We start from the raw sequence: 26,915 nt of genomic DNA, 5'->3' as shown, positions 1-26,915 counted from the left end.
AAGCGGCCGGGCTATCCGTTGCAATCTTTTTTTATTCCGCTAACGCTCTAAAAAAAAGGATTTCCACTACTATCCCTCACGCACGCAACGTACCCATAGCTCGCGAGCTGTCCCTACACATAATTTTAATTTTAACAAAAATGACATTTACTAAAACTACCGAACAATCCTCAAAATACGAACATTTAGAAAAAATGTCGGTTACAGAATTGCTTTCTAACATCAATCAGGAAGACAAAACTGTGCCACTTGCCGTTGAAAAAGCGTTGCCACAAATAGAAAGTTTAGTCACTGAAATCGTTTCCAAAATGAAACTCGGCGGACGATTATTCTATATTGGAGCAGGAACTTCGGGACGATTGGGTATTGTTGATGCATCCGAATGTCCACCAACCTTTGGCGTTCCTTTTGACTTGGTAAACGGAATTATAGCCGGTGGTGATGAAGCCATTCGCAGAGCTGTAGAAAATGCCGAAGACAACGCCACCCAAGCTTGGATCGATTTACAAGAACACAATATAAATGAAAATGATGTAGTGATTGGCATTGCCGCTTCAGGAACAACGCCTTATGTTATTGGTGGTTTAGAAAAATGCAATGAAAATAATATCATAACGGGAAGTATTTCTTGTAATGCAGGAAGTCCACTTTCATCGACAGCAAAATTCCCAATCGATGTAGTGGTAGGTCCGGAATTTGTAACGGGAAGCTCCCGAATGAAAGCGGGAACTGCACAGAAATTAGTATTGAATATGATTTCGACAACGACTATGGTTCAACTGGGGAAAGTGAAAGGCAATAAAATGGTCGATATGCAACTAAGCAACAGCAAATTGGTCGATCGTGGGGTAAAAATGATTATGGGAGAAATTCCAGTTCCGTACGAACAAGCTGCCGAATTATTAAAAAAACACGGAAGCGTTAGAAAAGCAGTAAATAATTATAATGGTCAGTAAACAGTGTTCAGTCGCAGTTTTCAGTCCAACATACTGAACGTAATTGAAGGGTAAATCCCAAATCAAAAAAAAAAATCCCAAATTAAAATGGCAACCAACAAAGAATTATTATCAAAAGGAATAAAATACCTGGCAGGAGCTTTACCGCTTTTGTTTATTGGTCCATCCTTGATTTATAACGCATTTATGAACAAGGAAAATGCTTGGCATTATTTAGTTTTGGGAATAGGAATAGTATTTTGCTTGACAGCAATGTTTCTGATGTATTTAGGATTAAAAACAATTATGAAAAGCTTATTTAACGACTAATGGAAGATTTAATTCACATTCAAAAAACATTTGACAAAGTCATTTGGATTAATAAGAGAATTAACAATCGAGAATTCGAAGATTGTGTTTTTAAAAGCTGCGATTTTTCTAACAGTAATTTTTCAAACAATACTTTTATGGATTGCGAGTTCATCGATTGCAATTTAGCGATGACTGATTTGACGGGAACGAGCCTAAAAACGGTTAGTTTCAAAAACTGTAAATTACTTGGAATCCATTTCAATACCTGTACGGATTTCTTATTCTCAGTGAATTTTCAGGATTGCGTTTTAGATTATTCGTCTTTTGCCAATAAAAAAATGCCCAAAACAAAGTTCAATGCTTGTTCGATGAAAGAAGTTACCTTTGGCGGTGCCAATCTTACGAATTCGGTTTTTGAAAATTGTAATTTAGACAACGCTGTTTTCAATGATACGCAATTGGCAGGAGTTGATTTTACCTCAGCTTACAATTATAAAATTGATCCGGAATTTAATCCTATGAAAAAAGCCAAGTTTTCCGCACAAGGAATTCCGGGACTTTTAGACAAATATGATATAAAAATTTTATAGTCATGGAAATAAACAGTCAATATCTTGATAGTGTAAAAAAGCAATTTCTCTATTACAAAACATTGGGAGAAAAAGCAATGGAGCAACTGGAACCTCAACGACTTTTTATTACTGCAAATGAAGACACAAACTGTATTGCCACGATTGTAAAACACCTTTCGGGGAATATGCTTTCTCGCTGGACTGATTTTTTGACTACTGATGGTGAAAAAGAATGGCGTAATCGAGATGCCGAATTCGAAAATGATTTAAAAACCAAAGAGGAAGTTTTAGCACTTTGGAATAGAGGCTGGGAATGTTTATTTATCGCTTTAAACGGATTACAACCTGAGCAACTTTCGGAAATTATTTATATTAGGAACGAAGGACATACGGTTGTAGAAGCCATCAACAGACAACTGGCACATTATCCATATCATGTAGGGCAAATTGTTTTTTATGCCAAACAATTAAAAAATGGCGCTTGGGAAAGTTTGTCGATTCCAAAAAACAAATCCATCAGTTATAATGCTGATAAATTTTCAAAAGAAAAAATTATCAAGAATTTTACTGATGAAGAATTAAAACGATTGAAATAACTATTATAAACTAGCCCTGATAGCAGTGGAAATCCTTTTTGAGGCTTTTTAGCCGAAGAAAAGATTGAAACGAATAGCAGGAAATAGCTTCTGAAATAAATTCAGAATAAATCCAAAAAAATTAAAAATAAACGCTCTTAAAGAAATGAAAAAAACGATACTTCTCCTCCCGCTACTGTTTTTAATGTCATGTTATAATGTGGAACGCAACTGCGCAGCTTTCAAAACTGGCAAATTCAAATTTGAATATAAAGTAAACGGTGTCAAAAAAACAACTGTTTTTGAACGCAATGACAGCATTGAAATTGAAACTTTTGAAGGGAAAACGGATACTGCTTCGATACGATGGGTAAACGATTGTGAATATATTTTACGAAAATTGCATCCCAAAAACAAAGCAGAGGAAAAAGCAATCGACATGAAAATTTTGACAACATCAAAAAATTCCTATACCTTTGAATTTGGAATGGTTGGTGTAGATACAAAACAAAAAGGAACGGTTACGAAAATTGCGGATTAATACGCCATTTTAAAATTACATAAAAGGAGAAAAATTATAAATTAGAATTAAATAAAATGGAAGTATTTTTAAATGCCGATGCGTGGATTGCCCTGTTAACATTAACCTTTCTGGAAATTGTATTAGGAATTGACAACATTATTTTCATTTCGATTGCCACTGGAAAATTGCCAATTGAGAAACGAAAAAGTGCTACCAAAATTGGAATGTTTTTAGCTATGTTTATGAGAATCGGACTTTTGTTCGGTATTAGTTTGTTAATTCAAATGAAAGAACCTTGGTTTAACATTAACCTAAGTTGGTTTTCAGCAGGAATTACAGGTCAAAGTCTCATTTTACTTGGTGGTGGATTATTCTTGATTTATAAAAGCACGAACGAAATTCGAGAAAAAGTCGACGAAAAAGGACATGAAGAAAAAGAATTAGGTAAAGCGGCAACAAAATCATTTCAAAATGTGCTTTTACAAATAATTATGATTGATTTAGTATTCTCGTTCGACAGTATTCTTACTGCAGTTGGGATGACAAATGGAGTTGAAGGTGCTATTTATATCATGATAACCGCAGTGGTTATTTCAGTACTAATCATGATGCAGTTTGCTGTTCCTGTAGGCAATTTTGTCAACAAGCATCCTTCTATACAAATTCTGGGTTTATCCTTTTTGATATTAATTGGAATGATGTTACTTACTGAAAGTGCTCATTTATCGAATGCTTTAATATTTGGAAACCATGTAACACCGGTACCAAAAGGATATCTATATTTTGCTATCACATTCTCTTTACTTGTAGAAATATTGAATATGAAAATGACAAAAAAGAAAAAATAACAGTGCATAAAAAAGCTTCCGTCGTGGAAGCTTTTTTTTATTCTAAAGTTAAAGTTATTTGTCCATCATCTTCAAGTTGAACAGCAGAATCGTCCCCATTTGTTTCACCTTCAACCTCGATGTTTTCCGGAACAATCTCTTGCGGAATTTCGTACGGCAAAGATTCCAGAAGATTAACCTGTTTCAATTTATCGGTTGTCAATTGATTACCAAGCGCCTTAAATCCTTTTATGTTAATATAGGATTCAATATCTATAGTCATATTCTCTTTTTGAACTCCTTTTACTTTAGGAAAAATCAATTCGGCAACTGGACGATAATCCGTTGACACGATTTCCAGTTGTGAGTTAGGATGTTCCGTGATAAAACTTTCTTCTTTATTTTCGGTTTCTACCAAGAAACGTTTAACGTAATATCTTTCTTTTTCCCCATCATAATAAATGGCAGATATTGGTTTTTTGGGAATCCATTTTTCCAAAACGACCATATCTTCATCAAAATGCGTCGCTAATTCAGGCGTAATCACTTTGAGTTTACCGGTTTGTGAAACAACCAATATTTTATCATTCGGTCTGAATTCGCCAAGTAACTCTCCCCTTCCATCTACATTTAATCGCTGAACCGTATCATCAAACCAAACTTTTCTAGGCAATAAAGTAGAGATTCCTTTCTCTTTCAACTCGATTTTTTTGATGGGATATTTGGTTACCAAATTCCCTTTGGAAGCCCGACCTTTAATGGCTAAACTGGCAAAATCGATATCGAATTTCAGTTTTTTGACAGTTCCAATTTGGCGTAATAAAATGGTTATCACTTCTGCTTCTCCATTTGGATTACAAGAAAAATACAACACTTGTGAACCTGCTGTTTCATTGGTCAAATCATACGCTTTGTCACGTGTAACGCCCGAAACATTGAAACGTTTTATGTACGATGGTCCCGATTTTCCATCACGGTAAATCATGTTATAAATAGTTCGTTTATCGCTTTTGTCAAAAATAGCAATGTGAATAATGTCTTTCCCCACAAAGGTTTTGGCATCCACTTTAGTAATCATCATTTTTCCATCACGAAGAAAAACAATTACATCATCAATATCAGAACAATCAGTTACATACTCGTCTTTTTTCAAACTCGTTCCTACGAAACCTTCTTCCTTATTCACATATAATTTAGTATTTCTCAACACTACTTTTGTCGCTTCGATATCATCAAAAATACGGAGCTCTGTTTGGCGCTCGCGTCCTTTCCCGTACTTCTCTTTTAACTTCGCAAAATAGGCTATCGCAAAATCAATCAGATGTTCCAAATCGTGTTTTACCTGTTCGATATCACCTTCCAGCGATTCAATTTTATCCTGCGCTTTATTGCTATCAAATTTAGAAATACGCATGATTCGGATATCCAATAAACGCAGAATATCTTCTTCAGTAACCGCTCGTTTTAAATGTTTGATGTGTGGTTTCAAACCATCATCAACGGCTTTAATTACCGTTTCACGAGTTGTCATTTCTTCAATGTCACGATAGATTTTATTTTCGATAAAAATACGTTCCAAAGAAAGGAAATGCCATTGTTCCTCCAATTCACCCAACTGAATTTCCAATTCACTTTTAAGCAATTGAACGGTTCTGTGCGTTGAAATTTTCAACATTTCAGAAACGCCAATAAACAACGGTTTATTATCTTCAATCACACAACCCAATGGCGCCACCGAAGTTTCGCAAGCCGTAAAAGCAAATAATGCATCAATGGTTTTATCAGGTGAAACACCGGGAAAAAGATGGATTAAAATCTCGACATCAGCCGCGGTATTATCCTCTATTTTTTTGATTTTGATTTTACCTTTGTCATTGGCTTTCAAAATACTGTCAATCAAAGTCGTCGTATTGGTAGAAAACGGAATCTGAGTAATCACCAAAGTATTTTTATCCAGTTGCGCAATTTTAGCACGAACTCGAACACGACCGCCGCGCAAACCGTCATTATAGTTCGACACATCTGCAATACCTTGTGTCATAAAATCGGGATAAATCGTAAACGGTTTTCCCTTTAATATTTTTATCGATGAATCTATTAATTCGTTAAAATTATGAGGTAAGACTTTCGTCGAAAGACCAACAGCAATACCTTCGGCACCGGAGGCAAGCAATAAAGGAAATTTTACGGGAAGATTGTTCGGTTCCGCTCGTCGCCCATCATAAGAAACACCCCAATCCGTAATTTTTGGCGAATATAAAACTTCCAAAGCGAATTTGGACAAACGTGCTTCGATATAACGGGAAGCTGCTGCGCCATCACCAGTTAAAATATTCCCCCAGTTTCCCTGACAGTCAATTAGTAATTCTTTCTGACCAATTTGTACCATCGCATCACCAATACTCTGATCTCCGTGAGGATGATATTGCATAGTGTGCCCAACAACATTGGCCACTTTATTGTAGCGACCGTCATCCAGCTCTTTCAACGAGTGCATGATTCGGCGTTGTACCGGTTTAAATCCATCCTCAATCGCAGGAACGGCACGCTCCAGAATTACATAGGAAGCATAATCTAGAAACCAGTCTTTGTACATTCCCGTAACTTTGGTAATGGTATCGTTTCCGTCTTCTTGATTGTCGTAAAAATGCTGTCCTCCGGAAGACACGATATCTTCAAAACCTTCGTCATTTGATTCGTTTGAATCATTTGACTCGTCTTGCGATTCGTCTTCGTTTGGAATTATGTTATCTTCTTCTTCGTCTTTCATATAAAAGTTTAAGATTTAAAAGTTTAATTGTTTAAGTTGTTTGACCAACCAACTTATAAACTTTTATACTTGTTCAATTAGTTTCAATAAATCTTCTTTACTCGGCAGTACCGTTTTGTATTTACTGGCAAATATTTGTTCGTTATTTTCAGGTAAAGTGTATTCAACCACCAAATCACTTTTGTTCTGACAAAGGACAATTCCAATCGTTTTATTTTCGTCTTCTAAACGCATTTCACGGTCGTAATAATTCACATACATTTGCATTTGGCCTAAATCCTGATGTTTTAGCTCTCCAATTTTCAAATCAAGTAAAACAAAACATTTTAATATTCGGTTGTAAAAAACCAAGTCAATTCTAAAATGTTTATCATCAAAAGTGATTCTTTTTTGTCTCGATACAAAGGTAAAACCATGACCTAATTCTAGCAGAAAATGTTCGAGTTTATTAATGATTTCTTCTTCTAATTCTGATTCAGAATATTGATGCAATTCTGGCAGACCAAGGAATTCAAGAATATACGGATCTTTGATTATATCTTTAGGTTTCTCAATAATCTGACCTTTTTCAGAAAGTTTTAAAATCCCTTCTTTATCTCTACTTAGAGCCAATCTGGTATATAAAGCAGAATCGTATTGACGTTGTAATTCTCGAACGCTCCAGTTGTATTTTTCGGATTCTATTTCGTAAAAACGTCTTTCTTGCTCATCGTCAATTCGCATTAAGAAAACATAATGTGTCCAAGTTAGTTTGAAAAACGAAATCAGCGACTGCACTTTTTGATTTTCAGAAACCCCAGTCAGTGACTGAGATATCTTAGTATTCAATTCCCCAGTCAGTGACTGGGATTTTTGAATTTGTAAAATCCGAGACAGTGTCTCGGAAATTGAGTAAGCCAAATAAAACTTCCTCATATTCTCTAAATTAACTACAGAAAACCCCTTTCCAAACTCATTATTAAGCTGCTTTGAAAGTCCCTTTAACAGTTGCTTGCCATATTCAGCCCTATCTTTTCCGTTTTGCTCTTCTTCTACAATCATGCGCCCAATCTCATAATAAGTATAAACCATTGTTTGGTTTATTGTTCTTACTACTTGCTGTTTTGATTGTTGAAGTAAATCAACAACTTGAGTGAATAATGTAATATTTTGAAGATTTTCTGACATCAATTTTATTATTCTTTATTTCTTTTTTGAATGAGGTTAGTCTTTACTATTTCAAACTTTTAATAATAAAAAATGTCACTAAAAAACCAGCAACAAAAGCTATTATGGTATAAATCAGATTTTTTTTGCTAATCATAATACATTTATTAATAATTAATTCTTCTCAATAACATCCAAATCTACCTTCAGATTCTTGATGATAAATTCCTGACGATCCGGCGTATTTTTGCCCATATAAAAAGACAATAATTGCTCAATCGAAGTGTTTTTATCCATCATAATAGGATCTAAACGAATGGTTTCTCCAATGAAATTTTTGAACTCATCTGGGGAAATTTCTCCTAATCCTTTAAATCGAGTGATTTCCGGTTTTGGTTTTAATTTTTCGATGGCAGCTTTTCGTTCGTCATCAGAATAACAGTAAATTGTTTCTTTCTTGTTTCGAACTCTAAAAAGTGGTGTTTGCAAAATATACAAATGTCCTTCTTTTATCAATTCAGGGAAAAATTGCAGAAAAAACGTAATCAATAACAACCGAATGTGCATTCCATCGACATCGGCATCCGTAGCGATTACAATGTTGTTGTATCGTAATTTTTCTAATCCGTCTTCAATATCCAGAGCTGCTTGCAGTAAATTAAATTCTTCATTTTCATACACAATTTTCTTGCTCATTCCGTACGAATTCAACGGCTTACCACGCAAACTAAAAACCGCTTGAGTGTTGACATCGCGTGACTTAGTAATCGAGCCGGAAGCCGAATCTCCCTCTGTAATAAAAAGGGTACTTTCCAGATTTTTAGGATGTTTAGTATCCGGAAGATGGGCGCGACAATCTCTTAATTTCTTGTTGTGCAGATTCGCTTTTTTGGCACGATCTGTCGCTAATTTTCGAATACCGGATAATTCTTTACGCTCTCTTTCGGCTTGAAGAATTTTGCGCAATAAGGCATCTGCTGTTGGAGGATTCTTGTGTAGATAATTGTCTAATTTTGTTTTCACAAAGTCATTTACAAAAGTACGCACCGAAGGCATTCCTGGCTCAGACCCCATATCCGTAGAACCTAGTTTGGTTTTGGTTTGTGACTCAAAAACCGGCTCCATTACTTTGATGCTAACCGCCGTAACAATAGATTTGCGAACATCTGACGCTTCAAAATTTTTATTATAAAACTCCCGGATGGTTTTTACAATTGCTTCACGATAGGCGGCAAGATGTGTCCCTCCTTGCGTTGTGTTTTGTCCGTTTACAAAGGAATGGTATTCTTCGCTGTACTGCGATTTACTATGTGTTAGGGCGATTTCTATATCTTCTCCTTTCAAGTGAATGATTGGGTATTCCAAATCATCCGCATGGATGGTTTCTTCCAATAAGTCTTTCAGACCATTTTCAGAAAAATATTTTTCGCCATTGAATAAAATAGTTAAACCATTGTTTAGATAACAATAGTTTTTAAGCATTTTGATTATATACTCGAAACGGAATTTGTAATTTTTGAAAATCGCTTCATCTGGAATAAAAGTAACTTTAGTTCCTTTACGCTTCGTGGTTTCAATAATAGCTTCTTCTAGAACTAAATTCCCTGCGGAAAATTCCGCTGCTTTTTGTTTCTCATCCCGAACGGATTCTACACGGAAATAATTAGACAAAGCATTTACTGCTTTTGTCCCTACTCCATTCAAACCAACGGATTTTTTAAATGCCAAAGAATCGTATTTCCCTCCAGTATTCATCTTGGAAACCACATCAATCACTTTTCCCAACGGAATTCCACGACCGTAATCTCTAACGGTAACGGTCTTATCCTTAATAGTTACCTCAATAGTTTTTCCCGCACCCATGACAAATTCATCGATACAGTTGTCGAGAACTTCTTTTAAAAGGATATAAATACCATCATCTGGCGAGGAACCATCTCCCAATTTCCCGATGTACATTCCAGGACGCATGCGAATATGTTCTTTCCAGTCGAGTGACCGAATATTATCTTCGGTATATTGATTTTGATCGGACATTGTAGATTTTGTGGATTTGGTGCTAATATAGGATATCTCAATATACTTTAAAAGACTATGACCCCAAAGTTATCAAGAATAATATTGACAAAGAATCTGAGATTTTTGATTTAGGATTATAGGATTTCATTATAAAAATTAAAAATTGTCAACGAGCTTTTTCAACTGATTATCCAATTCAGCGTTGGAAATCTTACCGTTTGCACTATCAAAGTTTACATCGAAACTAGGTAAAGAAAATGTTTCTTTTATATTTCCACCATAAAATGGAAACGCATTTTTAGCGATTCCCAATACGCTTGCTCCTCCTTTTGCTCCGGGAGATGTTGCCATCAGCAGCATGGGTTTTTCCTGAAAAACTTTTGCATTTATTCTAGTACACCAATCGAAAATATTTTTGAATGCCACGGAATAATTTCCGTTATTCTCTGCCATGGAAACCACTACAATATCAGCAGTAGCAATTTTATCTAAAAACGCTTGCGCCAATGCATGGTGTCCTATTTCTTCTTCGATATCCACGCTATAAATTGGCATTTGGAAATCATTTAAATCCAAAACTTCAACTTCCCCATTTTCAAATAAATGAGCCGCGTAGGTCGCTAATTTCTTATTGATAGAATTCTTACTAGGGCTTGCGCCAAACGCTATAATTTTCATAATCCTTTATTTTTTTTAAAAGTACTGAAAAATTTACAAAATTTGAATTTCAATCCCGATAACAATTGCGACAAAATTCCAATTTGATTTTTCAACGTTATTTTTTGAAGAAAAATTCGAACAATCAACTTCGTAAATTGAATTTTGAAGTTTTCAGGAATTCATAAATAACTAGATTTAATTTCTATTTTACCCCAGATTGAAGTGGAAAGCATTTTTCTAGAACGATTATTTTTTCTACGGCAAAAAGAGCGACCAAAGGAAGCTCCTTTATGGCAACAGAAAAAAAAGAGATCTGAGAAAATCTTGAAACGGAAAGCTGGAAATAGGTACATAAAAAAACCTGCAAAATTACTCTTGCAGGTTTCCAAATTTATTTAATGAGATTGCTTCGTTCCTCGTAATGACTATACGTTAAAACGAAAATGCATTACATCACCATCTTTAACCACATATTCTTTTCCTTCTACCTTGAATTTTCCAGCCTCTTTGCATTTGGCTTCAGAACCGTATTGCACAAAATCTTCATAAGCAATAACTTCGGCGCGGATGAAACCTTTTTCGAAATCCGTGTGGATAACCCCAGCTGCTTGTGGTGCAGTTGCTCCAATATTGATCGTCCAGGCGCGAACTTCTTTGACACCAGCCGTAAAATAGGTTTGCTGTTTTAATAATTTATAAGCTGCACGAATCAAAACGGATGCTCCAGGCTCCGTTAATCCCATATCTTCAAGAAAAACCTGACGCTCTTCATAACTTTCCAATTCAGTAATATCAGCCTCAGCTCCTACCGAAAGAATGATTACTTCGGCATCTTCATCTTTTACTAATTCCCGAATCTGATCTACGTAGGCATTTCCGTTTACCGCTGAATTCTCATCTACATTACAAACGTACAAAACTGGTTTTGCCGTAATCAGTTGAAAAGATTCCATTAAAACTTCTTCATCGTTGTTTTGCGGAGTCACCGTTCTAGCTGATTTTGCTTGAAGTAACGTTTCTCTAATTCTATCTAAAAGTGCTTTTTCGGTTTGCGCCTCTTTGTTTCCTGTTTTGGCGGCACGATTTACTTTTTCCAAACGTTTTTCAACATTCTCTAAATCTTTCAATTGCAACTCGATATCAATCGTTTCTTTGTCACGAATTGGATTTACATTTCCGTCCACGTGAACAATATTATCATTGTCAAAACAACGCAATACGTGAATAATCGCATTACATTCTCTAATATTACCAAGAAACTGATTTCCTAAACCTTCGCCTTTGCTGGCTCCTTTAACTAAACCTGCAATATCAACAATATCAACTGTTGCCATTTGTACGCGTTCTGGTTTAACCAATTCTTCCAGTTTTTCAATTCTGGAATCAGGAACATTTACTACACCTATATTAGGTTCGATTGTACAAAAAGGAAAGTTGGCACTTTGCGCTTTTGCATTTGACAAACAATTAAACAATGTTGATTTCCCAACATTTGGCAATCCTACAATTCCTGCTTTCATGATCTTTATGTTTACAGATAGCATTTACTGCTATTCGTTCTAGTGTTTACTTTAAAAGTTTGCAAATATAAGCTATAATAAATATTCCCTTCAAAAAACGGAGCATTAAAATAATTTTAATAACTTTTTTATAAAAAAAACCGCTATCCTTAATGTTTTGTTAAAAAAAAAATTATATTGCATAAGAAATTAGACTTAACAATAAACCAAACACAACTTATTATGAAAAAAATTGCATTACTATTTTTACTGCTTAATGTCAGTTTTCTTTTTGCACAAAAAGAAATCACCGGCGTTGTAAAAGATAATTCTGGCGCTGCTCTGCCTGGCGTTAACATCATCGAAAAAGGAACAAACAACGGCGTCTCAACAGATATTGATGGGGCCTATAAAATCAAGGTTAAAGACGGAGCCACATTGGTCTTCAGTTACGTTGGTTTTTCTAAATTGGAAAAAGAAGCAACAAGTTCCACAATTGATGTTGTTTTATCTGAGGAAGGTGGACAAGCGCTAGACGAGATTGTGGTTACTGGAACAAGAACTGCACCTAGGAGTAACACTACTACTGCGCTTCCTATTGATGTGATCTCTTCAAAAGATTTGGCTTCAACCGGTCAAGCTTCTTTTGATAAGGCATTACAGTACAAAATTCCATCATTTAACACGGTTCAAACGCCTGTTAATGATGCGACTTCCTTACTTGATCCATACGAAATTAGAAATATGGGACCAAGTAGAACCTTAATCCTAATCAACGGAAAACGTAAAAACTTAAGTTCTTTACTTTATGTACAAACCTCTCCAGGACGTGGGGAAACAGGTGCAGATATCTCTGCAATTCCTACTGACGCTATCGAAAGAGTAGAGATTCTTCGTGATGGTGCATCTGCACAATACGGATCTGATGCGATTGCAGGAGTAATGAACATTATTTTGAAAAAGAGTGCCGCTAATGGATCAGTTACTGTGAGAAGTGGAATAACTTCAGAAGGTGACGGAGAAATGTTAGGTGTGAGTTTAAACAACGGAACAACTGTAGGGACTAAAGGATTTTTAAATTATACTGTAGATTTTTCTAAAGTTAATTTGTCTAATAGACCTGGTAAAGTTGTCGCTGCTGGCGATGCAGGGGATTTTGGAGCTTCTCTTTCAGATGTTCAAGCTTTCCTTGCGAAATATCCTGATGCTGGTAATATCAATGGCGCGCCAGAAACTACTGCAGCAAAATTCTTAATAAATGGTGGATCTGACTTATCAGAAAACACACAATTATATTATAACGCTGCATATGTTTACAAAAAAGTAAACTCATTTGCTAATTACAGAACACCATATTGGAGAACTTTATCCGATTATCCTTTCTTGAAAGACTTCTTTGGAGATGGGACTCCAGCTTCGTACAAAGGTTATGTACCCACTTTCACGGGAGATTTGAATGACTACAATGCAACATTGGGTTACAAATCAAAAATGAATGGGTGGAATACTGATGTAAGTATTACTACTGGTGGAAACAAACAAGATTACTCTGTAGAGAATTCTTTCAACAGATCTAACATTAAAGATTCAAATGGACAAAATGTTTACCTAGAAAACAGCCCAATTTCATTCAAACCAGGAGGAACATCTTTCAATCATATTGTTGGGAATTTAGATATCTCAAAAGTATTATCTGATAAAGTTAGCATCGGTTTCGGATCGGAGTTCAGAACTGAAAATTTCGAAGTAATTGAAGGCGACAAAGCGTCGTGGGAAGGCATTGGAGCTGATTCATTCGCTGGAAACAGACCAGAAAATTCAGGTAAATGGAATCGTTATAATTTAGGTGGTTATTTAGATTTAGCATACGACGTAACAAAAGACTTCTTAATAAACGGTACTGTTCGTCATGAACAATATAGTGATTTTGGCGGAGCTACAGTTTGGAAATTAAGTTCTAGATATAAATTTGCTGAGGATAAAATCACATTAAGAGGTTCCGTATCTACTGGATTTAGAGCACCAACATTACACCAAATCTATACTCAAAAATCACAATATTCTTTTGTTCCTGGATCAGGTATTCAAGTGAGCGGTATTATTAATAATGTTTCACCTCAAGCACGTATATTAGGAATTCCTAGATTAACTCCTGAAAAATCGACTAACGTAACAGTTGGTGTGGGAGCGAAACCTTCAAAAAACTTTAATTTCACGGTTGATTACTATAACATTAAAGTAGAAGACCGTATCATTTTAGGGGATAAAATTGATACACAATTTGGAACAGTTGCCTGGTTTGAAAACTCATTTGATTCTAGAACTTCAGGTTTAGATGTAGTAGCAAACTATAACAACGTATTATTGGGAGCAGGGAAATTAGGATTTAACTTATCCGGAAACGTTACTTTCAAAAATGAAAGAATCTCTCCAGTAAAAAGTAATAATTTTGGACAAACACTTGAATCTTTAATGTTTACTTCTAGACCGGTAACAAAGTGGATTTTAGGTGCAAATTATGAAATCGGGAAATTTGGATTTTCTCTTAATAACACTTATTTCGGAAAAACTACTTTTGACCAAGATGGTTTAGATGCAAACTTAAAAACTGAATTTATTCCAAAAATTGTTACAGATTTAGGAGTTACATTCTCCGCATCAGACAAATTAACTTTATCTTTAAATGTAAATAATTTATTGAACGTGTTACCAGAATGGAAATTTGTAGCTGAAAACGCTGCTGGAACAGCATTGTTAAATGATCCTGCAAAAGTAAAAAATCAATACAATTTGATTACTTTCAATGGTCGTTATGATAAAACAACTTATGATGGATCACACTTCAGTCAATTAGGAACTATGTTTAATTTATCTTTGAACTACAAATTCTAATTCGGTTGTCGAATAATTTGAAAAAGGGCTGTCGAAAGATAGCCCTTTTTTTATATCGCAATTTTGTTTAATTTTATAGTATATATATATAAATCATGACAAATCTTTATGACGGAAAAATGGCGGCAATTTTTGATGCTATGTACCAAACATTCATTGATTATGATGAAGAATATCATTTTTATAATAGTTTAATCCAAGAAAACAATTGCAAAACCATTCTGGAAATAGGTAGTGGAACCGGCAATCTCGCTAAAAGATTCCAAGAAAATCAGCAAGATTACACGGGATTAGACTACAGTAACAGTATGATTGCTATCGCCAAAGAAAGGAATAAAAACTGCATTTTTATTCATGGAGACATGCGAGAATTTGAGCTTGAAAGACCTATGGATTCCATACTAATTACAGGTCGTTCTACTAGTTATATGATTACGAATGATGATGTAAATAGTACTTTTGAATCCATTTATAAGAATTTAACAAGTAACGGAATTGTTGTTTTTGATTTTATTGACGCCAATCGGTATATTCCTTTTACCAAAGAAAACCCAGTCATTATTCATCAAGCGGAATATGAAGGAACAACTTATTTAAGAGATAGCATTTGGAAAACAACTTCAGCAGAAAACTTTATGTTGGAATGGACAGCGCAATATTACACGATTAAAGATGGCGATAAAGAAATAATAGCAGATGATTTTTCAACAGTTCGTGTATTTACGTTAAATGAAATGCAGTTATTTCTTTATTTAAATGGTTTCGAAATAATCAAAACTATTGATAGAAAAACATATGCTTATGATACCTATGTTATCGCGGCAAGGAAAAAAACTAATTAAATGTTCAATTTTTTCTTGTGTGAATATTGTAATTTTTCGAAAAAATTATACAACAAACTTACTACCAATTAACTATATCTTTACAAGATACAAATCATTAAAATTAAATATTATGAAAATTATAATGTTAGGAATGGCAGCTTTTTTATTTACATTAAATATTCAAGCTCAGAATACGAATATAAAAACTGAAGTGAAAACTAATGTTTTAACAACGAAAGATTCTAAAGGAGAAAAAAAAATAATTAAAACTCAAGAAATTAAAGAAGTTCAAAATGTTGAGTTAAAAGATGCAGATTCTAATGTCTTAAATAAAGACATCCAAGCATCTCCCGTTCAAGTAACTGCAACTACAGCTGTATCTGCTGATGGTGTAACTAAAGTTATTGAAGTTGACAGATCTGCTTACTATAATTTAGGAGGGAAAAAATATAAAGTAGCTACTGATACCAGCGGTTACACAATGTTTTTACCAGATGGTAAAAAAGAAGCTATTTTAAGAAGAACATCAAACAATAATTATATTTTCAGAACAAAAAACGCTACTTCATACGGTTATTTTGATGCCAATGGAAATCTAGTTTTAGAATCCTACGATGACAAAACAGACAAAGTAACGGTTACTACTTATATTATTGTCAAACAGTAGAACTCACATTATAAATCAATAAAAAATCCTGTTCGCTTGTCGAACAGGATTTTTTTTGTGTGTTAAATAAAAATTCACATTTATTCGTTGTGCAAGAATGCTTGTCTATTTAACAATGTTTCTTCCGTTTCCACATGGTTATCATCAGGAATACAGCAGTCAACAGGACAAACTGCGGCGCATTGCGGTTCATCATGGAAACCTTTACATTCTGTACATTTTCCAGGTACAATGTAATACACTTCATCAGAAATTGGCGTTTGAGCCTCATCAGAGTCAACTTCCGTTCCATCAGGTAAAATTACCTTACCTTTAAGTTTTGTTCCGTCTTTATATCTCCAATCGTCTGCGCCTTCGTATATTGCTGTATTTGGGCACTCTGGCTCGCAGGCGCCACAATTTATACATTCATCAGTTATTATAATTGCCATCTTTTATTAATTATGAGTTAAAAGTTATGAGTTATGAGTTTAAACCGTAGAACAATTTTTTCTCCTTTGACTTATAACTTATTATAGCTTATTTTTGTGCAAAATTACAATCAAAACTATTCATAAGCAAACATAATGACATTAGAAACAAAAAAAAGTGTTTTTGTTGAATTAGGAAAATTCTTAAGTCAATTTTCTGAAGACAATACGATTAAAAAACCTACTGTTTTATACAACAATATTTTTTTTGATGATTTCATCGCTTTAATAAAATTATCGCAATCCCATAATGGATGGTACACCCCAGAACAAGTTTATTTTTCTATACAATCTTGGGCAGAAGCTCTTACGGAAGCAAATTTAAATCAATGGCTTTCTGAGTATGATTTAGGGGAAAACGTATCGAAAAATATTGCTTTAATTCTTGCTGGAAATATACCGTTAGTAGGTTTTCATGATTTTTTATCGGTGTTGATTACTGGTAATACTGTATTGGTGAAAACTTCGTCGAATGACCAACATTTACTGCCTTTTTTGGCCAAATACATTATAGCAATAGAGCCCGAATTTGCCGCTAAAATAAATTTTGTAGAGGGAAAACTTGAAAATTTTGATGCGGTTATAGCAACTGGAAGTAATAATACAGCTCGTTATTTTGAATATTATTTTAAAGATAAGCCTTCCATAATTAGAAAAAGCAGAAACTCTATTGCGGTGTTAAATGGCAATGAAACTAGAGAACAACTTAGTGCGCTGGGTGAAGATATTTTTAGATATTTTGGTTTAGGATGCCGTAATGTCTCCAAGCTTTTTGTCCCAAAAGACTACTCTTTCGTTGCTTTTTTTGAAGCTATTTTCGAATACCAAGATGTGATTCATTATGAAAAATACGCTAATAACTATGACTACAATAAAGCTGTTTTCCTGATGAGTAATTTTAAATTGTTAGACAATGGTTTTTTAACTTTAAAAGAAGATAAAAGTCACGCCTCTCCTATTTCTAGCGTCTTTTATGAATACTATGAAGACATCAATGATTTACAAATTCGATTACAATCGGAAAGCGAGCAAATTCAATGCATTGTAAGTGATTCTATTATAGAAAACAGCATTGATTTTGGACAAACCCAAAAACCTGCATTATGGAATTATGCAGATAACATCGATACTATTTCATTTTTGTTAACAACATCATCAAAAAATGTTTAATAATTCCGAAATATTTAACGCTTTTTAAAGTCCTATTCCCGAAATTTGCATCTTACATTTTTGGACATAAACTACACCATGAAAAAACACAATTACAGCGCAGGACCTTGTATTTTACCGCAAGAAGTTTTTGAAAAATCAGCACAAGCAATATTAAATTTTAATGATTCGGGATTATCTCTTTTAGAAATTTCGCATAGAAGCAAAGACTTCGTTGCTGTTATGGAAGAAGCCAGAGCGCTCGTTATTGAACTATTAGGCCTTGAAGGCAAAGGATATCAGGCATTATTTCTTGCTGGCGGTGCTAGTTTAGAATTTGTAATGGTGCCTTACAATTTAATGAAAGAAGGCGGAAAAGCTGCTTATCTTGATACAGGAACTTGGGCTTCATCAGCAATTAAAGAAGCAAAACTTTTTGGAGACACTGTTATTGTTGCCTCTTCAAAAGAAGAAAATTACAGTCACATTCCAAAAGGTTATACTGTACCTTCGGATGCCGATTATTTTCACTGTACTAGTAACAATACGATTTTTGGAACACAAATGAAGGAATTTCCATCAGTTGATATGCCATTAGTATGTGACATGAGTTCTGATATATTTTCCAGAGTATTGGATTTTTCTAAATTTGATATTATCTACGCTGGAGCCCAAAAAAATATGGGTCCTGCAGGAACAACTTTGGTTATCATAAAAGAAGAAATTTTAGGTAAATCAGGTAGAAAAATTCCAAGTATGTTGGATTATGAAAAACATATTAAAGCAGAGAGTATGTACAATACACCTCCTGTTTTTCCTGTTTATGCTTCTTTATTAACTTTACAATGGTTGAAAAACCTTGGTGGAGTTGCTGCTGTTGAAAATTTAAACAATGCAAAAGCTGCCTTGTTATACAATGAGATTGACAGAAATCCACTGTTCAAAGGTGCTGCAGCTGTTAAAGACCGTTCTAACATGAACGCCACTTTCTTATTAAATGATGTTGCACACACAGAAACTTTTGATGTGATGTGGAAAGCAGCAGGAATATCCGGAATACCTGGACACCGTTCAGTAGGTGGTTACAGAGCGTCTATGTACAATGCACTTCCGCTAGAAAGCGTTCAAGTTTTAGTTGATGTTATGAAAGCATTAGAAACTAAAGTATAACAAAATAACATCAGTACTGGGATTCCTAGCCCCGATAGCAGTGAAAATCCTTTATATTTTTTTTCTTTAAAAAAATATAAAGATTGAAACGAATAGCGGGAAATAGCTCCTAAAAATAATAATATAAAATAGCAGGACAAGAATTTTTCTTTCCTCGAAATGCAATAAAAATGAAAGTATTAGCAAACGATGGAATTTCTAAAAGTGGAATTCTAGCTTTAGAAAAAGGTGGATTTGAAGTTATTACAACAAAAGTGGCACAAGAGCAAGTCGCTAACTTTGTAAACGAAAACGACGTAGACGTGGTTCTTGTAAGAAGCGCGACTAAAGTTCGTAAAGATATTATTGACGCTTGCCCAGGCCTAAAAATCATTGGTCGTGGCGGTGTAGGAATGGATAACATTGATGTGGATTATGCTAAAAGTAAAGGTATTCACGTAATCAATACGCCTGCTTCCTCCTCGGAATCAGTAGCAGAATTAGTTTTTGCTCACTTATTTTCTGGGGTTCGTTTTTTACATGATTCAAACAGAAATATGCCTTTAGAAGGGGATACCAATTTTGAAGGTTTGAAAAAAGCGTATGCAAACGGAATTGAATTAAGAGGAAAAACTCTTGGAGTAGTAGGAATTGGACGTATTGGTCAAGCTACTGCTAAAATGGCATTAGGTTTAGGCATGAAAGTTATTGCTGCTGATATGTTTATCCCACAAGTTGACATAAAAGTGGAGTTTTTTGACGGTCAATCTATTACTACTACAATAGTTTCACAATCACTTGAATCTTTATTCAAAGAATCTGATTTCATCACTTTACACGTACCTGCTCAAGATGGTTATATCATCGGTGAGAATGAATTGGCGATCATGAAAGATGGTGTAGGTATTGTTAACTGTGCTCGTGGTGGTGTTATTGATGAAGTTTCATTAGTAAAAGCATTAGACAGCGGAAAAGTATTATTTGCTGGATTAGATGTTTTTGAAAACGAACCAACTCCAGAAATGACCATCTTGATGAATCATAAAATTTCATTGACTCCTCATATTGGTGCTGCAACAGGTGAGGCTCAGGATAGAATTGGTACTGAATTAGCTTCACAAATAATTAGTTTCTTGAAATAGTTTCTTGCATTTAAAAGACAAGAGGATACCCACAAGGCATCCTCTTTTTTTTATATAAAAAACTAATAACCCGTCATTTGTTTTTTGTAACTTTAGTGTATATTTCTTATATCATGAAAAATAGTGTTTATTTATTAGCAGTTTTTTTTTGCATTATAATTGGTTGTACAACTTCCAAGTCAACCATAGCCGACAAGAATAAACCAACGGGTGCAATAAGCGACACCGTCAGGATTGCAAACGATAAACTAGAATATGAAGTCTTGATTATTGATCCTGGTTTTAGCAGGTGGATTGTTACAAATACCTACCCTCGTGGCTTTTATTCACAAAGTTATTTAGAAAGTAAAAACCAAACATGGGTTAGTGAATATAACAGTCGCGCCTTACAACCTATGCGTTACGGTCCGAATTTATATGAAATGACCATCAATTACGATTCTAACGTCGATTATGGATATGAGGTAAATTATTTAATCTATAATTACATGGTCTATTTCCAAAATACCTACCAACAAAAACTTTTTGGACATGTCCCCCTAAGATAATCTTCTTATATTTGTAATCATTATAAATAAAGATGAGGAATTTAAAAAAACGTTGGGGAATTGAAACCAATTTTCAACTCACAATTATATTTATTGTTTTTGCTATTACAGGTTCGGCTTCCGCTTGGTTGTCAAAACCAGTTTGTTTCTGGCTGGGAATTACAAAAGGAGACTTAGGTTATTTGTTCACTCCTATTCGACTGCTCCTCATTTTCCCATTATATCAGGTACTTTTAGTGGCGATAGGATTTGTTTTTGGACAATTCAAATTCTTTTGGGCATTCGAGAAGAAAATGCTAAAAAGAATGGGATTCAACTTTCTATTTAAAGAATAAAAAAACGCCTCAATTACTGGGCGTTTTGTTTTTTTATCAAATAATTGTAAATCCAGGTCAGAGTAAATGACGGAATAAAATCTGAAAATGGCAATATTTCTTCTAAAAATGCAAATACACCGCCTACCTTTCCTACTGTTCCTTTATACATTACTGTCATTAGATAACCTGCTATTGGAGCCCAAACAACATCGGAAAATTCTCCAATAAAAGGAATAGTAAACGACAGCATACCTATAGCATCGAACACTAGTCCCAGCATTAGGTTTCTTTTTTTATTAACTGTTTTATCAATTTGCAATGCTTCCATAATTTTTATTAAAAAATAATTTTCATAAAAAGATACAAATTCAATGCCAATTATTTTTTGAGTTTATCCTTATACACTTTTTTCAACTTTTCCATTTTTGGTGTAATTATATAACTACAATAGCCTTGTTCCTTATTTTGGTTGTAATAATTTTGATGATAATCTTCCGCTTCATAAAATTTTGACGCCGATGATATTGTTGTTACAATTGGTTTTCCAAAGGTATTTTCTTTGGTCAGCAAAGCTATATATTCTTCTGATACTTGCTTTTGAACCTCATTATTATAAAAAATTTCACTTCGATATTGCGTACCCACATCATTTCCTTGACGATTTAAGGTTGTTGGGTCATGTGTTGCAAAAAATATTTCCAACAATTCGCCGAAACTTATCACATTAGGATCGAAAGTAATCTGAATTGCTTCTGCATGACCTGTGTCACCGTTACAAATTTCCTTATATGTTGGATTTAGCGTTTTACCACCTATATATCCAGAAACCACGCTTTTCACTCCATTTAATTCTAGAAAAACTGCTTCAGTACACCAGAAACAACCTCCTGCCAATGTGGCAACTTCTACTTCGTTTTGTAATTCCATTTTTATAGTTTTCTATTTTTTTTCAATAAGAATCAAATATATTCCTTTGGATAAAAATAATTTTAAACTCAAATTTAATCTATTAATAACACGTGACTAATCCATATTAACTAAAGTTTATAATTTGTGAAAGGAAATATCTATTGTATCCATTTAATAATCATGAAAATCTTTGTTTCTTTGTGCAAATATTTTCAAAATGATACAAGCCAAAAATCTACATAAATATTACGATCAACTTCATGTGTTAAAAGGAGTTGATTTACATATTAAAAAAGGGGAAATAGTATCTATCGTTGGTGCTTCGGGAGCCGGAAAAACAACATTATTACAAATTCTTGGAACTTTAGACAAACCTACCGTTGAAAATGAAATAGAATTACGAATCAACGACGAAGATATTCTGAAGATGAATGACAAAACTTTGTCCAAATTCAGAAATTTGAATTTAGGTTTCATTTTTCAATTTCATCAATTACTACCTGAATTTACGGCGATGGAAAATGTTTGCATTCCTGCCTTCATTGCTAATAAGTCAAAAAAAGAAACTGAAATTGAAGCTGAAAAGTTATTAACCTATCTTGGGCTTTCACATCGACTGAACCACAAACCTAACGAACTTTCGGGAGGAGAACAACAGCGTGTTGCTGTTGCTAGAGCTTTAATCAACAAACCAGCAATCATTTTTGCCGATGAACCTTCAGGAAATTTAGACACGGCATCGGCAGAAAATTTGCATCAGCTGTTTTTTAAACTAAGGGCTGAATTGGGACAAACATTCGTGATTGTCACTCACAATGAAGAATTAGCAAATATGGCTGACAGAAAATTAATCATGGTGGACGGACAAATTAGTAATTAAAAAAGTGAAAATTTTCAAGTTTAAGGTTCATTTGAAAACACAAACCGCTTTAAACTTTCAACTTTAAACAAAATGAATTCATCAGAACTTAAAGATTTTCTCGACGAAAAAGTTATTCAATACAACACAGTCGACTTCATAGAAAGCGATCCCGTACAAATTCCACATTTGTTTTCTCTAAAGGAAGATATCGAAATTGCCGGTTTTATGAGTGCTACAATTGCTTGGGGAAATCGTAAAATGATTATCAAAAACTCACATCGAATGATGGATTTGATGGGAAATGCGCCCTACGATTTTGTAATGTCTCATAACGAAAATAATTTAGAGCAATTAGAATCTTTTGTACACCGCACTTTCAATGCACAGGATTTTGCTAGTTTTATTAGAAGTTTGAAACATGTTTATCAAAATCATGGAGGATTAGAAACTGTTTTTAATAAATTTAAGGAACTAGAATCTATGCAAAAAAGCATTCATGAATTCAAAAAAATATTTTTTGAAGTTCCCCATCAATACAGAACTCAGAAGCATATATCTGATCCTTTAAATAATTCGGCAGCGAAACGAATAAACATGTATTTACGGTGGATGATTCGACAAGATAATAAAGGCGTTGATTTAGGAATTTGGAAAAGCATATCTCCAGCCGCTTTATCTTGTCCCTTGGATGTGCATTCCGGGAATGTTGCTAGAAAATTAGGTTTACTAACCCGAAAACATAATGATGGAAAAGCATTAGCGGAATTAGATTTACAACTCCGGAAATTAGATTCAACGGATCCGGTTAAATATGATTTTGCTTTATTTGGATTAGGGGTTTTTGAAGGGTTTTAAATTAGTGTTATTATCGATAAATTGTTTTTTTTAAACCCCAAATATTTTTTTTAAATCATTTAAAAATCTACATTTGAATATTTTACAGCTTTATTCCTGCTTTTAGATCTCGTTTATGCATTTCATCGATTATAACGACGTTTAATCGATTTCGTTAAATAAAATTGTGTTAATTTCACATTAAATAGGTAATTAAAAATGATGTTTATTTTATATTTTATTGATTAAAGCATTTTAAATATTTATTTTATAAGTAGGTATTAATAATTATTTGAAATCATGAAACCAAAACAGAAGCTATCAAGAATACAATAGTAGAATAATTAATTAATATTCAACTAAAGTTATGACACTATAATTACATGAAAAAAATTGTACTCGCAGAAGATAATTCAATGCTTTCTATGCTGCTTAAATTCAGATTAGAAAAAGAGGGGTATTCACTGCTTATTGCGGAGAATGGAAAGGAAACGATTGAACTAATTGAGCAACATAATCCAGAATTAATATTAACCGACATTATGATGCCTTTCATCAGTGGACTGGAAGTCATCAGTCATGTAAGAAACACATTGAAAAGTCAAACGCCCATAATTGTTTTTTCGGCATCTGGGCAGGAAGAAATAGTAATTAAAGCATTCAAATTAGGAGCTACTGATTTTATGACTAAACCTTTTAGTCCAAATGAATTAGTGAATAGAGTAAAAAGGATATTAAAATAATTTACAGATACACGTCCGCGTTAAATAATATGATTCAAAATAATTATTTTATTGAAAATTTTGAACAATCTCCTTTAATAATTCAAATAGTTTGGACTTCTATTGTTATCATTATTTTTTTACTTTTCATCATCATAATATACCTGAAATATCTACGAAGCATTTTAAGGAAGAATGACCGATTAAGAAGCGAATTAGAAAAAAAATATGAAACTGCTGTTATAAATTATTTATATGCAGGAGATGAAAGGGATGAAATAAGTGATGAACAACAATCAATCATTGATGAATTAAAATCAACTATTTCGGAACCTTGTAAAAGAGATATTTTAATTTCAACATTATTGAAGTTAAGCTATGAAATCTCTGGAGAAATGGCTGAATCTATTCATAAGCTTTATATTCACACAGGCCTTTTAGATTATTCATTAGCTAAACTAAGAAATAGAAAATGGAACATCATTGCTGACGGAATCAGAGAAGTGACACTTTTTCATGTAAAAGAGGTTCAAGATCAAATTAAAATACATATTAATCATCCCAAAATACAAGTACGTAGTGCCATGCAGTTGTACCTAGTCAATTTATTTCATTTTGAAGGGCTTGATTTTTTAAATCACATCACAACCCCAATATCCGAATGGGACCAAATTCAATTATTGGAAGTACTACACTTAAATAATAACCAAAAGGTTTCAGATATAAAATTATGGCTAAACTCTCCTAATGAATCCGTAGTGTTTTTTGCATTAAAACTCGCTAAAATCTACAACCAATATGGAGCTAAAAACGAATTAATTGCACTTTTGAATCATGAAAATATAAAGATCAGGATTCATGCTATTCATCTTTTAAGCTATTTAAATATTATTGAGGCAAAAATAACTTTGAAAAATAATTTTGAAAAACTCACTTTAGAAGAACAAATTGTTTTTTTTGAGATGTTGGAAAATTTATATGAAAAAACGGATAAACCTTTTATTCTAGAACATATCCTTAATACAAATTTCGATATCAAATTCTCTGCCCTTAAAATTTTAAAGAATTTAAATATTGACGAATTCAACTCTTTTAAGAATTTGACATTAGAACCTGAATTTGTTAGAATCGTAAAATATATAGAATCAAACTAATTTTTTTTAAGTACCAAACATGACTTCTCTTATCCATTTTTTATTTTTTTTATACAGCTTTACCATTATAGGTTCGTATATTATATTGGGTATTATATCTGTATTTGAGACTATTGAATACATGAAAAAAAACAAGTCCGTTAATTACAACAAAATATTATCTTCAAATATCTCTCCTTCTATTTCAATTATTGCGCCTGCCTATAATGAAAGTCTAAATATTATTGAAAATGTAAGATCATTGCTTTCATGTCATTATGCAAATTATGATGTAATTATTATAAACGATGGAAGTAAAGATGACAGCCTTGAAAAACTTATAAAAGCGTATAATCTGATTCAGGTTAATTTTCTTATCAATGAACAAATTACGACCCAACCATTGAGAAAAGGAATTTATAAATCCACAAATCCTGCATTTGAAAAATTGATAGTTGTTGACAAAGAAAATGGAGGAAAAGCAGATGCTTTGAATATGGGATTAAATATTAGCATTAACAAATACGTTGCTTGTATAGATGTAGATTGTTTATTGATTGAAGATGCTCTTTTAAAATTAATAAAACCATTTTTGGAAGCTATTGATACAAAAGTAATAGCTGCAGGAGGTGTGATAAGAATTGCCAATTCATGTGTCATAAAACAGGGTAAATTGATTGAAGTCAACCTTCCTAAAAAAATGTTAGAGAAAGGGCAAATTCTAGAATACTTTAGAGCTTTCTTATTGGGCAGAATGGCTTGGAGCAGGCTGAATGGGTTGCTGGTTATTTCTGGCGCTTTTGGTTTATTTGACAAAAGGATAGCCATTGCTGTTGGGGGATATGACATTAATACCGTAGGAGAGGATATGGAGATTATTGTTCGGATGAGAAGGTATATGGAAGAAAAGAAACTCAAATATAAAGTTGCTTATATTCCGGATCCACTTTGTTGGACAGAAGCCCCTGACAACTACAAAATATTTATTTCCCAAAGAAACAGATGGACACGAGGAACCATTGAAACACTTAGAAAACACAGAAAAATTGGATTTAATCGAAAATACAGTTCTATGGGTACGCTAAGTTATCCTTATTGGTTTTTATTCGAAAGAATGGCACCAATAGTAGAGGTATTAGGTATAATATATTTTGGATATCTTATTTTTAATCATGAAGTGAGATGGGATTACACAATTGTTTTTATCGCTTTAGCCTATTTATTCACAGTATTATTTTCAATTGCGGCAATTATTTCTGAAGAACTTACTTATCATCAATATAAAAAGAAAGGTACCGGTTTTAAGTTGGTAGTAATCGCTTTTTTGGAACCTTTTGTTATTCATCCTTTCATTTTGTATGCCGCCATAATAGGAAATAAAGATTACTATTTCAACAAAAAAAAGAAATGGGGAGCTATGACCAGAAAAGGAATGACAAAAGCCTAAAACTATAAAACA

The 26,915-nt window shown here is 33.5% G+C and carries 27 protein-coding genes; 19 read left to right on the top strand and 8 right to left on the bottom strand.

Features of this window, described 5'->3' with window-relative positions; all coding sequences use genetic code 11:
• Positions 1–140 precede the first annotated feature (140 nt).
• From murQ to IWX84_RS02100, 6 genes are all read left to right on the top strand, one after another.
• Complete coding sequence (gene murQ / locus IWX84_RS02125; RefSeq protein WP_196849111.1) at positions 141–956, top strand: N-acetylmuramic acid 6-phosphate etherase; 816 nt, start codon at positions 141–143, stop codon at positions 954–956.
• An 87-nt stretch (positions 957–1,043) separates the two neighbouring features.
• Positions 1,044–1,265, top strand: coding sequence for a DUF6095 family protein (locus IWX84_RS02120; protein WP_196849110.1), 222 nt, complete (start codon positions 1,044–1,046; stop codon positions 1,263–1,265).
• Complete coding sequence (locus IWX84_RS02115; protein WP_196849109.1) at positions 1,265–1,837, top strand: pentapeptide repeat-containing protein; 573 nt, start codon at positions 1,265–1,267, stop codon at positions 1,835–1,837. Before IWX84_RS02120 ends, IWX84_RS02115 begins: the two co-directional genes overlap by 1 nt.
• Positions 1,838–1,839: 2 nt before the next feature.
• Positions 1,840–2,415, top strand: coding sequence for a DUF1572 family protein (locus tag IWX84_RS02110; protein ID WP_196849108.1), 576 nt, complete (start codon positions 1,840–1,842; stop codon positions 2,413–2,415).
• 145 nt (positions 2,416–2,560) lie between these two features.
• Positions 2,561–2,935: a DNA topoisomerase IV gene (locus IWX84_RS02105; protein WP_196849107.1), complete on the top strand. Its 375-nt coding sequence runs from the start codon at positions 2,561–2,563 to the stop codon at positions 2,933–2,935.
• A 56-nt stretch (positions 2,936–2,991) separates the two neighbouring features.
• The gene (locus tag IWX84_RS02100; protein WP_196849106.1) at positions 2,992–3,765 is read left to right on the top strand and encodes a TerC family protein; all 774 of its coding nucleotides are present in this window, start codon (positions 2,992–2,994) and stop codon (positions 3,763–3,765) included.
• Between the two features lie 37 nt (positions 3,766–3,802).
• Here the strand turns inward: IWX84_RS02100 and IWX84_RS02095 are convergent, their stop codons facing one another.
• From IWX84_RS02095 to ychF, 5 genes are all read right to left on the bottom strand, one after another.
• Entirely contained in the window at positions 3,803–6,514 is a 2,712-nt protein-coding gene (locus IWX84_RS02095) for a DNA gyrase/topoisomerase IV subunit A (RefSeq protein WP_196849105.1), read from the bottom strand.
• Between the two features lie 63 nt (positions 6,515–6,577).
• Positions 6,578–7,681: a YhcG family protein gene (locus tag IWX84_RS02090; RefSeq protein WP_196849104.1), complete on the bottom strand. Its 1,104-nt coding sequence runs from the start codon at positions 7,679–7,681 to the stop codon at positions 6,578–6,580.
• Between the two features lie 153 nt (positions 7,682–7,834).
• Positions 7,835–9,697, bottom strand: a complete 1,863-nt coding sequence (locus IWX84_RS02085; RefSeq protein WP_196849103.1) for a DNA topoisomerase IV subunit B — start codon at positions 9,695–9,697, stop codon at positions 7,835–7,837.
• Positions 9,698–9,835: 138 nt separating this feature from the next.
• A complete protein-coding gene (locus IWX84_RS02080) occupies positions 9,836–10,357 on the bottom strand; it encodes an NADPH-dependent FMN reductase (RefSeq protein ID WP_196849102.1) in 522 nt (173 codons plus the stop codon).
• A gap of 407 nt (positions 10,358–10,764) precedes the next feature.
• Positions 10,765–11,859, bottom strand: coding sequence for a redox-regulated ATPase YchF (ychF, locus tag IWX84_RS02075; protein WP_196849101.1), 1,095 nt, complete (start codon positions 11,857–11,859; stop codon positions 10,765–10,767).
• Between the two features lie 222 nt (positions 11,860–12,081).
• On the opposite strand from ychF, the gene IWX84_RS02070 reads away from it, so the two are divergent.
• The 3 genes from IWX84_RS02070 to IWX84_RS02060 all read left to right on the top strand — a co-directional run bounded on the left by IWX84_RS02070 (position 12,082) and on the right by IWX84_RS02060 (position 16,221).
• Positions 12,082–14,730 (top strand): TonB-dependent receptor, encoded by a 2,649-nt coding sequence (locus tag IWX84_RS02070; protein ID WP_196849100.1) that lies wholly within the window; start codon positions 12,082–12,084, stop codon positions 14,728–14,730.
• Positions 14,731–14,825: 95 nt separating this feature from the next.
• Positions 14,826–15,572 (top strand): class I SAM-dependent DNA methyltransferase, encoded by a 747-nt coding sequence (locus IWX84_RS02065; RefSeq protein WP_196849099.1) that lies wholly within the window; start codon positions 14,826–14,828, stop codon positions 15,570–15,572.
• Positions 15,573–15,684: 112 nt separating this feature from the next.
• Positions 15,685–16,221, top strand: a complete 537-nt coding sequence (locus tag IWX84_RS02060; RefSeq protein ID WP_196849098.1) for a hypothetical protein — start codon at positions 15,685–15,687, stop codon at positions 16,219–16,221.
• An 80-nt stretch (positions 16,222–16,301) separates the two neighbouring features.
• Here IWX84_RS02060 and IWX84_RS02055 read toward each other — a convergent pair whose 3' ends face one another.
• Positions 16,302–16,652 carry a 4Fe-4S dicluster domain-containing protein gene (locus IWX84_RS02055; protein WP_196849097.1) on the bottom strand — a complete coding sequence of 117 codons (351 nt, stop codon included), beginning with the start codon at positions 16,650–16,652 and terminating at the stop codon, positions 16,302–16,304.
• 135 nt (positions 16,653–16,787) lie between these two features.
• Between IWX84_RS02055 and IWX84_RS02050 the strand changes: the two genes are divergently transcribed.
• From IWX84_RS02050 to IWX84_RS02030, 5 genes are all read left to right on the top strand, one after another.
• A complete protein-coding gene (locus IWX84_RS02050) occupies positions 16,788–17,861 on the top strand; it encodes an acyl-CoA reductase (RefSeq protein WP_196849096.1) in 1,074 nt (357 codons plus the stop codon).
• A gap of 78 nt (positions 17,862–17,939) precedes the next feature.
• A complete protein-coding gene (gene serC, locus IWX84_RS02045) occupies positions 17,940–19,010 on the top strand; it encodes a 3-phosphoserine/phosphohydroxythreonine transaminase (protein ID WP_196849095.1) in 1,071 nt (356 codons plus the stop codon).
• A gap of 170 nt (positions 19,011–19,180) precedes the next feature.
• A complete protein-coding gene (locus tag IWX84_RS02040; protein WP_196849094.1) occupies positions 19,181–20,131 on the top strand; it encodes a D-2-hydroxyacid dehydrogenase in 951 nt (316 codons plus the stop codon).
• A gap of 113 nt (positions 20,132–20,244) precedes the next feature.
• Positions 20,245–20,679: a DUF6146 family protein gene (locus IWX84_RS02035; protein WP_196849093.1), complete on the top strand. Its 435-nt coding sequence runs from the start codon at positions 20,245–20,247 to the stop codon at positions 20,677–20,679.
• A 32-nt stretch (positions 20,680–20,711) separates the two neighbouring features.
• The gene (locus tag IWX84_RS02030) at positions 20,712–21,014 is read left to right on the top strand and encodes a DUF6787 family protein (protein WP_196849092.1); all 303 of its coding nucleotides are present in this window, start codon (positions 20,712–20,714) and stop codon (positions 21,012–21,014) included.
• 13 nt (positions 21,015–21,027) lie between these two features.
• Here IWX84_RS02030 and IWX84_RS02025 read toward each other — a convergent pair whose 3' ends face one another.
• Entirely contained in the window at positions 21,028–21,324 is a 297-nt protein-coding gene (locus IWX84_RS02025; protein WP_196849091.1) for a hypothetical protein, read from the bottom strand.
• A gap of 50 nt (positions 21,325–21,374) precedes the next feature.
• On the bottom strand, positions 21,375–21,923 hold the full coding sequence (gene msrA, locus IWX84_RS02020) for a peptide-methionine (S)-S-oxide reductase MsrA (protein ID WP_196849090.1): 549 nt from the start codon (positions 21,921–21,923) through the stop codon (positions 21,375–21,377).
• Positions 21,924–22,122: 199 nt separating this feature from the next.
• On the opposite strand from msrA, the gene IWX84_RS02015 reads away from it, so the two are divergent.
• The 5 genes from IWX84_RS02015 (at position 22,123) to IWX84_RS01995 (ending at position 26,903) form a co-directional block, all read left to right on the top strand.
• On the top strand, positions 22,123–22,785 hold the full coding sequence (locus tag IWX84_RS02015) for an ABC transporter ATP-binding protein (protein WP_196849089.1): 663 nt from the start codon (positions 22,123–22,125) through the stop codon (positions 22,783–22,785).
• A gap of 72 nt (positions 22,786–22,857) precedes the next feature.
• Positions 22,858–23,622, top strand: a complete 765-nt coding sequence (locus tag IWX84_RS02010) for a TIGR02757 family protein (RefSeq protein ID WP_196849088.1) — start codon at positions 22,858–22,860, stop codon at positions 23,620–23,622.
• A 362-nt stretch (positions 23,623–23,984) separates the two neighbouring features.
• Complete coding sequence (locus IWX84_RS02005; RefSeq protein WP_196849087.1) at positions 23,985–24,344, top strand: response regulator transcription factor; 360 nt, start codon at positions 23,985–23,987, stop codon at positions 24,342–24,344.
• Between the two features lie 29 nt (positions 24,345–24,373).
• On the top strand, positions 24,374–25,477 hold the full coding sequence (locus tag IWX84_RS02000) for a hypothetical protein (protein WP_196849086.1): 1,104 nt from the start codon (positions 24,374–24,376) through the stop codon (positions 25,475–25,477).
• A gap of 121 nt (positions 25,478–25,598) precedes the next feature.
• A complete protein-coding gene (locus IWX84_RS01995) occupies positions 25,599–26,903 on the top strand; it encodes a glycosyltransferase family 2 protein (RefSeq protein ID WP_231385384.1) in 1,305 nt (434 codons plus the stop codon).
• Positions 26,904–26,915: the final 12 nt, after the last annotated feature.

It is taken from the genome of Flavobacterium sp. CG_9.10, from assembly GCF_015752245.1.
GTDB lineage: Bacteria > Bacteroidota > Bacteroidia > Flavobacteriales > Flavobacteriaceae > Flavobacterium.
The sequence above is the reverse complement of the archived record's forward strand: the minus strand, read 5'-3'. Positions and strand labels throughout refer to the sequence as shown.